At 32.3% G+C, this 12497-nt stretch carries 16 protein-coding genes; 12 read left to right on the forward strand and 4 right to left on the reverse strand.

Annotation, left to right across the window (positions count from 1 at the left end; translation table 11 throughout):
- The first annotated feature begins 28 nt into the window (after positions 1-28).
- Complete coding sequence (locus ACS5L2_RS02895) at positions 29-571, forward strand: MBL fold metallo-hydrolase (RefSeq protein WP_459202265.1); 543 nt, start codon at positions 29-31, stop codon at positions 569-571.
- 1 nt (position 572) lies between these two features.
- Here ACS5L2_RS02895 and thpR read toward each other — a convergent pair whose 3' ends face one another.
- A complete protein-coding gene (gene thpR / locus ACS5L2_RS02900) occupies positions 573-1097 on the reverse strand; it encodes an RNA 2',3'-cyclic phosphodiesterase (RefSeq protein ID WP_459202266.1) in 525 nt (174 codons plus the stop codon).
- Between the two features lie 8 nt (positions 1098-1105).
- Positions 1106-1252 carry a Trm112 family protein gene (locus tag ACS5L2_RS02905; protein ID WP_459202267.1) on the reverse strand — a complete coding sequence of 49 codons (147 nt, stop codon included), beginning with the start codon at positions 1250-1252 and terminating at the stop codon, positions 1106-1108.
- Positions 1253-1331: 79 nt separating this feature from the next.
- On the opposite strand from ACS5L2_RS02905, the gene budA reads away from it, so the two are divergent.
- Positions 1332-2132: an acetolactate decarboxylase gene (budA, locus tag ACS5L2_RS02910; protein WP_459202268.1), complete on the forward strand. Its 801-nt coding sequence runs from the start codon at positions 1332-1334 to the stop codon at positions 2130-2132.
- Positions 2133-2229: 97 nt separating this feature from the next.
- Positions 2230-2805: a flavodoxin family protein gene (locus ACS5L2_RS02915; protein WP_459202269.1), complete on the forward strand. Its 576-nt coding sequence runs from the start codon at positions 2230-2232 to the stop codon at positions 2803-2805.
- A gap of 213 nt (positions 2806-3018) precedes the next feature.
- Here ACS5L2_RS02915 and truD read toward each other — a convergent pair whose 3' ends face one another.
- Positions 3019-4311: a tRNA pseudouridine(13) synthase TruD gene (truD, locus tag ACS5L2_RS02920; RefSeq protein ID WP_459202270.1), complete on the reverse strand. Its 1293-nt coding sequence runs from the start codon at positions 4309-4311 to the stop codon at positions 3019-3021.
- Between the two features lie 118 nt (positions 4312-4429).
- On the opposite strand from truD, the gene ACS5L2_RS02925 reads away from it, so the two are divergent.
- The 5 genes from ACS5L2_RS02925 to atwA all read left to right on the forward strand — a co-directional run bounded on the left by ACS5L2_RS02925 (position 4430) and on the right by atwA (position 8836).
- Positions 4430-5704 carry a TiaS agmantine-binding domain-containing protein gene (locus tag ACS5L2_RS02925; RefSeq protein WP_459202271.1) on the forward strand — a complete coding sequence of 425 codons (1275 nt, stop codon included), beginning with the start codon at positions 4430-4432 and terminating at the stop codon, positions 5702-5704.
- A gap of 23 nt (positions 5705-5727) precedes the next feature.
- The gene (gene radB, locus ACS5L2_RS02930; protein ID WP_459202272.1) at positions 5728-6375 is read left to right on the forward strand and encodes a DNA repair and recombination protein RadB; all 648 of its coding nucleotides are present in this window, start codon (positions 5728-5730) and stop codon (positions 6373-6375) included.
- A gap of 107 nt (positions 6376-6482) precedes the next feature.
- Positions 6483-6812, forward strand: a complete 330-nt coding sequence (locus ACS5L2_RS02935) for an MJ1244 family protein (RefSeq protein ID WP_459202273.1) — start codon at positions 6483-6485, stop codon at positions 6810-6812.
- A gap of 10 nt (positions 6813-6822) precedes the next feature.
- Entirely contained in the window at positions 6823-7218 is a 396-nt protein-coding gene (locus ACS5L2_RS02940; protein ID WP_459202274.1) for a DUF134 domain-containing protein, read from the forward strand.
- A 22-nt stretch (positions 7219-7240) separates the two neighbouring features.
- Entirely contained in the window at positions 7241-8836 is a 1596-nt protein-coding gene (atwA, locus tag ACS5L2_RS02945) for a methyl coenzyme M reductase system, component A2 (RefSeq protein WP_459202275.1), read from the forward strand.
- A gap of 18 nt (positions 8837-8854) precedes the next feature.
- On the opposite strand, the gene ACS5L2_RS02950 is transcribed toward atwA, so the two are convergent.
- A complete protein-coding gene (locus tag ACS5L2_RS02950) occupies positions 8855-9664 on the reverse strand; it encodes a sugar phosphate isomerase/epimerase family protein (protein WP_459202276.1) in 810 nt (269 codons plus the stop codon).
- Positions 9665-9710: 46 nt separating this feature from the next.
- Here ACS5L2_RS02950 and ACS5L2_RS02955 point away from each other — a divergent pair, with 46 nt between their 5' ends.
- From ACS5L2_RS02955 to ACS5L2_RS02970, 4 genes are all read left to right on the forward strand, one after another.
- Entirely contained in the window at positions 9711-10619 is a 909-nt protein-coding gene (locus ACS5L2_RS02955) for an ADP-ribosylglycohydrolase family protein (protein ID WP_459202277.1), read from the forward strand.
- A gap of 63 nt (positions 10620-10682) precedes the next feature.
- A complete protein-coding gene (locus ACS5L2_RS02960) occupies positions 10683-11348 on the forward strand; it encodes a TIGR00266 family protein (RefSeq protein WP_459202278.1) in 666 nt (221 codons plus the stop codon).
- Between the two features lie 68 nt (positions 11349-11416).
- Positions 11417-11818, forward strand: a complete 402-nt coding sequence (locus tag ACS5L2_RS02965; protein WP_459202279.1) for a pyridoxamine 5'-phosphate oxidase family protein — start codon at positions 11417-11419, stop codon at positions 11816-11818.
- Positions 11819-11863: 45 nt separating this feature from the next.
- Positions 11864-12481: a LysE family translocator gene (locus ACS5L2_RS02970; RefSeq protein ID WP_459202280.1), complete on the forward strand. Its 618-nt coding sequence runs from the start codon at positions 11864-11866 to the stop codon at positions 12479-12481.
- Positions 12482-12497 lie beyond the last annotated feature (16 nt).

Below are 12497 nucleotides of genomic sequence, written 5' to 3' on the forward strand. Positions count from 1 at the left end.
ATTTTTACATTATTAAGGAAGTGATTACTTGTTAAAACTACTTTACAACGGCTCAATTACATATCTCAATGAGGAAAATAACATGTTTGTGGGCCCGAGTTCTTCTTGTACGTACATTGAAACATCGGAAAATAAAATAATCGTTGATACATCTTCAAAGGATAAAAAAAAGATTATAATTTCAAATTTAAATAAATTAAACGTTAAATTAAAGGATATCAATTATGTTATAAATTCGCATAATCACAACAACCATACTGGAAATAATGACCTTTTTAGAAATGCCAAAGTGGTCATGTATTCTGATGGTTCGATAAATGATTTTAAAGACCCAGAAATAGAAATAATGTGGACTCCTGGACACACCTTTGATAGTATTTCTGTGATTTATGAAGATTACGTAGTTGCTCCTGCTGCAGTTCACCGCAAAAAGAATATTCTTGAAGGTACGGACCTCCCGATTTTAATGGATCGTGAACTTTCAAAAAAATCAATCCAAAAAATCGTATCTTTGAAAAAGAATATTATAACTGGGCATGACGGAATTTTATACACTTTTGAGTATCTTTAATTTATTCCCAACGTTTAACGGTTTCATAAACTGGACCATCTTTAGTTAATGTACTTTTCATAAGTGAAACTGAATTTATTTCTATTTTTCCGAAATCAATATGTTTATTTTTTTCAATTAATTTTTTCAAGGTTTCTTTTGAATCATTTTCGATAAATTTAACTCTTCCAAGGGTAATGTGTGGATCGTAACTTTTTTCTTTTTTAAAACCTAATTTAAAGAGTTTTTCATCAATATTTTTAAAAGTTTCTTCGAAATTTGTAGTTCCAACCCATATTACACGGATATATTCTTCATTTGGGAATGTTCCAACTCCTTTTATCTCAGAAATAACTTTTTTAATTTTTAAATCTGAATTAAGTATTTCTTCAAGTTTTTTATCGTCAATATCTCCCAAAAATTTCACAGTTATATGTAAATTCTCTTTTTCAACTGTTTTTATGCCTTTTAAGTTAAATTGTTTTTTTAAGTTTTCCAAATTTTCTTTTAAGTCAGTTTTTAATTCAATAGCAAGGAAACATCTCATAAAATCACCTATTCGTCAAGAAGTACTGGGATTTTATCTTTAATTAAATAAACTTTTTTACATTTTTTACAGCATAATTTATTGCTAAAAAGCATTAATTCGCCCTTACACTTTGGGCATTCCAATAAATCAATCAATTCTTCAAGCCATTTCATAAAGTACCCCTAAAACCAAATCATTTATTATTTATAACATTTTAATTATAAGTATTTTCATTTAAAACGGGTGAATAATATGAATATATTTGTAAAATTTTTAGTAGTTATAATGGTGTTATGTTCGGGTTGCATCTCCACAGATAACAGTTCTGTTTCAGAAATCAAGTCAGAACAGGTTTCAGATGTTTTATATCAGGTATCTACGATAAACGCGCTGATGGAAAGTATTTATGACGGATTTGTACCTGTAGATGAACTTGTATCTTACGGGGATTTTGGAATAGGTACTTTTGACAAACTCGATGGAGAAATGGTTGTTTTAGATGGAATATGCTATCAGGTTAGGGCGAACGGTGTAGCATACAAGGTTGAAAATGTAACAACACCTTTTGCAACAGTTACTTCGTTTGAAAACGATGAAACGTATTTTTTAAATGAAATGAATATTTCAGAGTTTGAATCATATTTTGAATCGAAATTCCCTTCGAAAAATATGGTTTATGCAGTAAAATTAACTGGGACTTTCTCAAAAATGAAAACAAGAAGTGTTCCATCCCAAGAAAAGCCTTATGAAAAATTAGTAGATGTTGTAAAAAACCAGTCAGTATTTGAATTTGAAAACGTTTCTGGAACTGTTGTTGGGTTCTGGGTTCCTGAATTCATGTCTGGTTTAAATGTTCCTTTATACCACTTACACTTCATAACTGATGATAGAACTGCTGGAGGACACATTCTTGATTTTGAAATTGATTCAGTAGAAGCATCATTTGATACAACGCCAGAATTTTATATGGTTCTTCCAACTTCTGGAGAATTTTATAGTATGGAATTTTCAGATACTCTTGAAGATGACTTAAAAACAGTAGAAAAACAATAAATCTTTTTTTAAACCTTTTTTTATTAATTTCATGCAAAAATATATCATTTCTCAAAATCATAAAATCAAACATGAAATTATTTTTGAGGGTGGGATGTTGAAAGTAGTTGCATTTAATGGAAGTCCACGAAGGGACGGAAATACCTCTATTTTGATCGATAAAGTATTGAACGAATTAAAAAAAGAAGGAATTTCTACTGAACATATGCATATTGCCGGCGGAAAGCTGAGGGGATGCACTGCATGCTACAAGTGTTTTGAAACACTGAATAATAAATGCATAATCGAGTGCGATATCATAAATAACTGCATAGAAAAGATGGTTGAAGCTGATGGAATAATTTTGGGGTCTCCAACTTATTTTACAGATGTCACTGCTGAAATGAAAGCACTGATTGATAGGGCAGGCTTTGTAGCAAAGGCAAACGATGATATTTTAAAAAGAAAAGTCGGGGCAGCAGTTGTGTCAGTAAGAAGAGCTGGCGGAATCCATGTTTTTGATACATTAAACCACTTTTTTTCAATAAACCAGATGATAAGTGTTGGTTCAGACTACTGGAATTTGGGATTGGGTCTTGATATTGGGGATGTTCAAAAAGATAATGAAGGATTACATACAATGGAACTACTTGGCCAAAATATGGCGTGGATTTTGAAAAAAATTAACGAATAATACCAATAACTATAAAATAATCATAAAAGTCGTTTAAATCTTTTTTTAAATTTTTTAAAAAAGCAGGATTAATGTATCTACCTTTGGAAAACCATGTTTTCATTGACTCTCAACAGATACTCAAGATGGCCGCCTTATAGGTAGAACTGCTAGTGACAGTATCACGAAATCAACTGCCAAATAATGTTATATTTTTTATTATATATACTTGATTTAACTCAAATTTCCGGTAAATTCTCTTGTGACGATTGTAGCGTAATTTCCGCGCTCAAGTTTAAAGCTCAGTTCAAAAATATCATTTTCAAAGCTGCTTTTAAAGTCATAAATCGGAGTTATCAATTTTCTTCTTGTTCCGTAGAAATTTCCGAAGTCTTCGATTTTAAATTTCTTCAAATCGAGGTTTTCCCTTTCAACAATTTCTTTTTCAATTTCACCCTGAATTCCACTGCTGAATTCAGTATCGTATCCTATTAACGTTCCTGTTGGAGTATTGTCTTCTAATATATCTCCTTCTTTTGCATCAAATCCGTAATCAAATCTTTTATTTATCATTTCATTGAATAAATATGCCTGATATGCATTTACAAACATACTGTTTAATTGAGGAGGTAATGCAGTAAAAGCCATTTTAAAGTCTTTGTATTTTAAATACTGCTGAATTAATCTTTTTTCGTAGTCGTGGTTTCTATTAAATAATTTTAAAGCTTTTTTAAATTCACCCATGTCAACGAGCTGTCGTGCTTCAAGCGAATCGCCGGTTTCACTTATTGGAGTTCCGCAGTAGGTGTAAAATGCACTTTCAAAGTCTCTTTCATAGATAAATTTTCCAACGATGTGTGTAATAGGCCTAACAAGCCCAAATCTTTGTATTCCGTAGTAATTTAATACGTAATCTAATTTTAAATCTGAAATTCTTTTAATTTCGTCTTTTGAAAGATTTAAATCCCTAATTTTTATCGTGAACTTGTTTCCCCAGAGATCCCCCATTCTGAGTTTTTTATTTGATTTTTGAACATCTCGAATTATAATATCTTTAATTTTGATATCTTCAAGCTGTTCTTTTTTAAGTCCAAAACACCCAAATCTCTGAGTAGTTACTGCAAATTTATCTTTAGTTCCTGCAAATCCAAAATTTTTCCTTTTCGTTTTTGTTGCTTTTACAATCTGTTTTAATGCATCCATCGTGTTCCAGTTCGTTTTTTCAACTGTAAAATGGATAAATGAGCCGTGCCAAGTTTCAACATCTTCAAAACCGATGTCCTTCCCAACTTCTAAAACCGTTCCTTCCGGAGTTATCTCTTCAACAATGAAATCTTCAGGGCATTTTTTAAGTGTTCCGTCAAACCTTTTCATATCCAAAATAAATTTGTCAATGTTTATCGGCATTTCGCTTAATTTCCGTCTTATTTTATTATTTCTAAATTTAAACTGTTTTTCTTTCCGAAACTGGTTAATAATATCTTCACTTTCTTTTTTTCTCGCATTTTGAATAAACAGGGGGTGCATGATAAAATCTCCATTTAAAAATTAGTTTTATATAAGTTGATAGCGATGTTAACATAAATATGTTTTTAAGGATGAAAAATTTTTAAATTTAAATTTTACCGAGATTTAAGTGGTAACCATGTATATTGGAATTGATGATACAGACAGCAGGGAAAAATACTGCACGACCTATGTTGGAACTATTCTTCAGGAAGAACTTGAAAAAAACTATAAAATGGACACTCCAAAGTTAATCCGGATGAATCCGATGGTTAAATATAAAACCCGTGGAAATGGCGGAGTTTGTTTAAGAATTATTGAAGATGAAAAAAAATTAAATGAATCGGATATTGAATCCATTAAAAAATTAGTAATTCAAACCGTTGAAAAGTTCAGCGATTTTGATTGTGAAAATACAAATCCGGGAATTGTTTTTTTAAGCGAAGAAAATTATCAAAAGAATCAAAAAACACTTTTAAATTACTATAATTCGGTTTTATATGATATTTTGAAAGTAGAAGATTCTGAAAAAGTTTTGAATGAAATTGGTGCAGAATACCTAAAATACAAAAAAGGGCATGGAATAATCGGAGCTCTTGGTGCAATTGCTTCAAAACCGCCGTTTACATACGAACTCTTATCCTACCGAAAAAGTGAAAAATGGGGGACTGAACGAGAAATTGATGTCGATTCCATAATAAAAATGGATTTAGAAACATTTCCATTTACATTTAACAATATTGATGGAAAAAAATCGATAATTACGCCACACACGCCATGCCCTGTTCTTTACGGAATAAGAGGAATTTCAAGAGAAATTTTAGAAAACGCAAAAAATACTGTAAAATCTGATGAAGTTGATAAATGCCAGTTATTTATTACAAATCAGGGAACTGACGTTCATTTAAGGTTTTTTAAAATAAAAGATATCTATCCAGATACAGGAGTTATTTCTTACGGCAAAGTTGTTGAAAAGCCAAGAGAAATAACTGGGGGACATGTTTTATTCAAAATAGAAGATGATACTGGGAAGATAGACTGTATTGCCTATGAACCAACCAAGGAATTTAGAAATACTGTAAGAAAATTAATTTGTGGCGACCTTGTTGGAGTTTACGGGACAGTTCGAGAAGAGCCTTTTGAAATAAACATTGAGAAATTAAAAGTAGTTACACTTCAAAAAATATATGAAAAGAACAAATTATGCGTTTGTGGCGGAACCCTTAAAGCTAAGGGTTTAAAAAGCGGTTATAAATGCAATGTCTGTGGTAAAAGACTTAATTATGATGAAATAGAATTGAACGAAGTAAAACGAGATATAAAAGAAGGATTTTACGAAGTCCCGCCTTCTGCAAGAAGACATTTAAGTAAACCTATCGTACTATATGATTTTAACCTTGAAAATATAAATTAAATGTATTATTCTAATGTGATTTTATGCTTGAAGAACTTTTAAATGGAAATATCGAGAAAAAGACGATAACTCAAGTTTACGGGCCCCCCGGTGTTGGAAAAACGAACATCTGCATACTTGCAATGTTAAAAGCAATTGAAAATGGCAAAAATGTGGTTTACATCGATACAGAGGGCAGTTTATCAATTGAAAGAATAAAACAGCTTTCTGGAAAAAATTGCGATGAATTACTTAAAAATATAATAATTTACGAGCCATCGACATTTGAAGAACAGTCTGAAGCTCTTGAAAAGATATTTCTTCTCGAAAATATCGGGCTTATTATAATTGACGGCATTGTTTCTTTATATAGGTTAGAACTCTGCGACAACATCAATGAAAATACCAAACTAAACAGGATGCTTGGAAAACAGATTTCAAATATTCTAAAAGTTGCGAGAATGAAAAATTCTGGAATTTTAATTACAAATCAGGTAAAAGACTCGCTAAATGGTATTGAACCTGCGGGGGGAAGGCTTTTAGAGTACTGGAGTAAATCGATAATAAAAATTGAAAAAACAGAGTCTATTCGAAAACTCACGCTTGAAAAACACAGGCACGCAAAAGAAGGCGAAAATTTAAGGTTTAGAATACTTCAAAATGGGCTTGAAATAATAAATAAGTCCTGTTAATAAACTTTTTTTATGAGATATTTAGTTAAAATTGCTCTTTATAAAAAAACTATATATACCATGTTTCACACATATGTGTAAGTAGTAATTTTATATGAGGGAATCGCATGAGAGTACTCTTAAAACTATTTGTAGAAAGCCAAAACCTTGGAAAAGCTATAAATGCACTTTCAGAGGGAGGAATTTCAGGATTTTATTTAAAAGAATATCAAGGGATGTCACCTGACGATTGGAAAGGTTTTTTGCTTGCAGAAGAACCGGAAATGGCAGTAAAGATAGTTAACGAGTTATCGCAGGATACTGTCGTGATAAATTCTATCGTAAATATTGAATGTCTCGGAAAGATAAAAGAAATGATTAGAAAAAAACTTGAAAATGATAAATACACATTAGTTGAACTTCCAGTTTTAGGCATGGAGGTTAATTCACCAGAATAAGTGATTTTAAATGAAGTTTAGAAAAGGAAGACCAAAAATACTCCGGCTTATCTCAGAAGAACCCCAATTTACGTTGTTTAAACCTGCAGGAATTTCGAGGTCTGAACTTGAATCAGAAGTACTTACTTTTGAGGAATTAGAATCTATAAGGCTCGTAGATTATTTAAACCACCCTCATGAAGATGCTGCTGACGAAATGGGTATCTCAAGACGGGTATTTTGGAATATATTAAAATCTGCACGAAAAAAAATTGCAGATGCCATCATAAATGGAAAAATGATTGATATTGGTGGTGGATATTACAAAATAAGGGAGTGTAATCACGAAAACGAATGCCAAAGGGGTAAAAATTGTAGATACGCCGTATCAAACTGTTTAAGATTAAAAAATAGGGATAGTGAATAAGTGGCTCGCTTAGGTGATATTAATGTTACTGTTGGAAGTAAAGAATGTTTCAAAAAGTTATGGGGACACAGAAGTACTTAAAAACGTGAGTTTTGAGTTAAACGAAGGGGAAGTTATCGGTGTTTTAGGTAGGAGTGGTGCTGGAAAATCCGTACTTTTACACATGTTAAGGGGCATGGAAGGGTACGAACCTACATCTGGACAGGTAATATATCACGTTGCGTACTGTCCAAAATGTGAAAATGTTGAAGTTCCTTCATATGTTGGAAAAAAATGCGACTGCGGAAAAGAATATGTCGCAAAATCCGTAGATTTTTGGAACCAGCATGAAATCACTTATGCATTAAAGAAAAAAATTGCGATAATGCTTCAGAGAACTTTTGCACTTTATGGTGAGAAAACCGTTGCAGAAAACATCATGGAAGCGCTGACTGCTGCAGGATATGATGGAAAAGCTGCAACAGATTGGGCACTGAATCTTATTAAAATGGTAAAGCTCGAACACAGGGTTGCACACATTTCAAGGGATTTAAGTGGTGGTGAAAAACAAAGGGTAGTTCTTGCAAGACAGATCGCTAAAAATCCGGTTATTTTCCTTGCTGATGAACCAACTGGAACACTTGATCCAAGAACTGCAAAATTCGTTCACAACGCACTTATTGAGGCAGTTATAAAACACAATATTGCAATGGTTATTACCTCACACTGGCCAGAAGTAATCGAAGAACTCTGTCAAAAAGCGATATGGCTTGACAAAGGGGAAATGAAACTTTCAGGAGACAGTAAAACTGTTGTACAAGAATTTATGAAAACCGTTACTTCAATGAAAGAATTTGAAAAAGTTGAAGTGAAAGATGAACTTATAACCATCGAAAACGTTGAAAAACGTTATGTTTCAGTTGATCGAGGTATTGTAAAAGCTGTTGATGGAATAAACCTTTCAATAAACGAAAAAGAAATTTTCGGGCTTGTTGGTGTAAGTGGTGCAGGTAAAACCACACTTTCAAAAATAATTGCAGCAGTAATTCCTCCTTCAAAAGGAAAATACGAGTTTAGGCTTGCTGATGAATGGATTGATATGACTAAAGTGGGCCCGTTATACAGGGGACGTGCAAAAAGATACATCGGAATGTTATTCCAGGAATACAGCCTTTACCCACACAGGACAATTCTTTACAACCTAACAGAATCAATAGGCCTTGAAATGCCTGGTGAATTTGCAAAAATGAAAGCAGAACACACTCTGGTTTCTGTTGGATTTACTGAAGAAGAAGCTGAAAGCATGCTTGAAAAATACCCTTCAGAACTCAGTGTCGGTGAAAAACACAGGGTTGCACTTGCGCAAGTGTTAATCCGTGAACCTCACCTGATTCTTTTAGATGAACCTACGGGTACAATGGACCCGATAACAAGAAACCAGGTTGCAGAATCGATCCAGAAATCAAGAAGCGAACTTGACCAAACATATGTTATCGTATCCCACGATATGGATTTCGTGTTAAATGTATGCGACAGGGCTGCTCTTGTAAGGGGCGGAAAAATAATAAAAACTGGAAAACCTGATGAAATCGTAAAAATATTGTCAGAAGAAGAAAAAGACGAAATGATAGGCCATTAATTTAGTTATGGTTCTACTTTATTCCACTATTTTTTCGAGATAATTAATTTCGTTGGTTAAAATATCAATTTTTTCTTTTTTTGAAATGGCTTCTTTGTATATTAAATCATTTAATTCAAAATTTAAAGCGCCTTTGTAATTATATTCGTTTACAAGTAAATTTAGAGTTTTATCAAAGTTTATTTTAGATTCACTTAATGGGTAGTGGTCTTTTGAATTTACCCCCGAAATATGCATATTTTTAATTTTTTCATGGAAATTTTTGATAAAATCAAGTGAATTTTCACGGGCGTGTGCAATATCAAGCGTCATGTACAGGTTTTTAAATTTATCAAGCGTTTTTTTCATCGATTCAACATTGTAGCAGATATTGTTTATTTTTTCAGGAGAATTTTCAAGGCAAATTGTTATTTCTTTTTTTAATGAATAATCTATTGATTTTTTTAGATAATCATCAAAATTATTGTATTCTTCAGCTGTTGGGATTCTTGCGGTTGGCCTTTTTCCCGCATGTATTGTAATAAGTTTTGCATTGAATTTTTTTGAGAGATCAATTGCCCAAAATGTTTCCATCAACGTAACATGCCTTATATTTTCATTTGTAGATGATGAATTTAACTCGATATATGGCGCATGAACTGTTATTTCAAGTTTTGAGAGTTCAGACTTAACGCTATTTATATAATCTAAATCATTTCTTTTTTTCCAAAATTCCGGATTTTCGGGAAAAAATTCCATATTTTTTAAGCCGAGTTCTAAATATATGTCCACGATTTCTTCAATGTCATATTCCCAGAAAAACAGCGATGAGCAACCTATTTTTACCATGATTCAAATATTGTTATTTTGAATTATAAATCTTTTGAGGGATATTATGGACAAAATGCTTGAAAAGTTTGAGGGGAGCATTTTGGGGCTTTCTATCGGCGATGCACTCGGCATGCCCACGGAATGGTTTACAAAAGAAGAAATTGCAGAAAAATACGGGAAAATCGATAATTTTGTTAATCCAAAGAATAAATTCGATGGAATTTTAAAAGCAGGGCAGTATACTGATGATACTGACCAAACAATTGCAATATTGAATTCTTTTGACGAAAAAGGATTTAATAATGAAATTTTTATTGAAGAACTTATAAAATGGTATAACAATAATCCAGTTGGAATGGGGCCAACGAGTACAAAAGCGATTGAACAGTTAATTGTTGGAAATACTAACGGTTGCGATTCAAGAACATGCGGTTCTTCAATGAGGGTTGGGCCGTTAGGACTTTTTTATTTTGGGGAATACGAAAAATTAAAAGAAATAACAATTGGTGCTACAAAATTAACCCATAACAACGATGAAGCTATTGCAGGGGCTCTTTCAATCGCATTTTTTGTTGCAGAATCTGTAAACAACGTCAAATCTGAAAAATCCATCAAAAGATGTGCAAAATTTATTGAAGACGTTTCTTACAACTTTTCAGAAAAAATACTCCTTATAAATGAGTTAAATTCGGCCGATGAAGCTTATGACTTATTTAATACTGGCCTTCCTGCAATCGAGTGTGTTCCTTCAGCAATCGCAACGTTTTTAAGAACGGATAACTTTAAAGATGGAATGATTTCTTGTGTAAATGCGGGAGGGGACACTGACAGCATGGGAAGTATGTATGGGGCAATTGCAGGAGCTTACTATGGGATTTCAAATATTCCTGAAAATTGGGTATCAAACATTCAAAATAAGGAATTATTATTGAATTTATCTAAAAAACTCTACAGATTAAGATTTAAAAAATAATCAAAGCGAAGATATATAAAATACAGTTTTTATATTAATATAAAGAACTATATTGGTGAAATCATGGCAAAATACGATTTTGAAATAACGAGCAGGCCTTCATATTCCCTTTTAAAATTGAATCTTAAAAATCAGGAAATAATGACAGAAACTGGTTCAATGGTTTACAAAGATAACAGTGTAAGTATCGAAACTTCTGCTAAAGGTGGAGTTTTAGGTGTTTTAAAAAGAGCAGTTGTTGGAGAAAGTTTATTCATGAATAAATTAAGCGGTTCAGGAAGAGTTGCACTTGCACCAGGTTATTCTGGAGATATAATCCACCACGAGCTCAATGGGGTACTTTATGCAAGCAGTGGCGCTTATTTAGCATCTTCACCAGATTTAGCAATTGACACGAAATTTGGTGGCGGTAAAACATTTTTCGGTGGAAAAGGTTTATTTTTGATGAAGATTGAGGGTTCAGGAGATGTATTTTTATCTTCATACGGTGCAATTGAAGAAATAGAATTAAATAACGAATCAATCATGGTTGATAACGGAAATTTAGTTGCATTTACGGGGGATTTAAACTATAATTTGGGAAAAGTGGGCAATTTAAAATCAACTCTTCTTGGCGGTGAAGGTTTGGTCTACAACTTCAGCGGAACTGGTAAAGTTTATGTTCAAACAAGAAATATCGAAAGTTTCATCGACTTCATAACACCTTACCTTCCAACACCAAAACAGTAATGATTAATTTTTTAAATAAGTAATGATTAAAAATTAAAATGCAAATAAAAATAGAACAGGGGATATAAATGGTTAAATTAACAGAAGAAATGAAAACCGAGATAACAGGTCTTTTATTTTTAGCAACCTCTTCAAAAGACGGAGTTCCAAACGTTGCTCCAATGGGTGCAAACCAGTTTGTTGGAGACAAGCTCGTAATTTCAGATAACTTCATGAAAAAGACACTCAATAACATTAAAGAAAATCCTGTAGTTGCAATAAACGTTGCAAACTGCAGAGCACACCCATTCCAGTACAAAGGAAAAGCTGAAATTGTAACGGAAGGAGAATACTTTGAAAAAGCAAAAGAATTAAACAAAGTAAAAATTCCAGGATTGACCCCAAAAGGTGCAATTGTTATTACAATTACAAGTATTTACAGCGTAAAACCAGGACCTGAAGCTGGAAACTTAGTCGAAACAGATGATTAAATTTTTTGAAAATAATCTTCTTTTTTCAAATTTTTAGGAAAAAACATGATTTTTGAAACTTTTTTAACAGGGATAATATTAGGATTTTCAATTGCCGCACCAATTGGTCCAATTGGAATACTTTGTATTCAAAAAACACTGAATTTTGGAAAATTGCATGGATTTGCAACCGGATTTGGTGCTGCAACTGCTGACGCGATGTACGGGATTATTGCAGCATTCAGTTTAACCGTAATTTCCAATTATTTTATTGAAAATGCGTTTTTTCTTAAAGTTATTGGGGGCATATTTTTAATTTATCTTGGAGTAACGTCATTAAAATCTTCAAAAAATTTAGAATTAATTCAGGATGTCAAAAAAGAAAAATTAATTATAACGTATTTAAATACGTTTTTTTTAACTTTAACAAACCCGATGACGATTATATATTTTACGCTGCTTTTTTCAGGCTTTGTAATTCCACAATCCGATTATTATATGTCTTTAATTTTGGTTATCGGGGTATTTTCCGGTTCATTACTATGGAGTGGCTTTTTAACAGTAATTTCAAGTAAATTTTCCAAAAAATGTTCAAAACACGTGGATAAAATCAATAAAATTTCAGGAATGCTTTTGATAGCTTTTGCACTGTTTGTATTTTCAAGTGCATTAAAACAGTTTTAAATTTTTTTAAATATTC

This window comes from Methanococcus mangrovi (assembly GCF_054506835.1).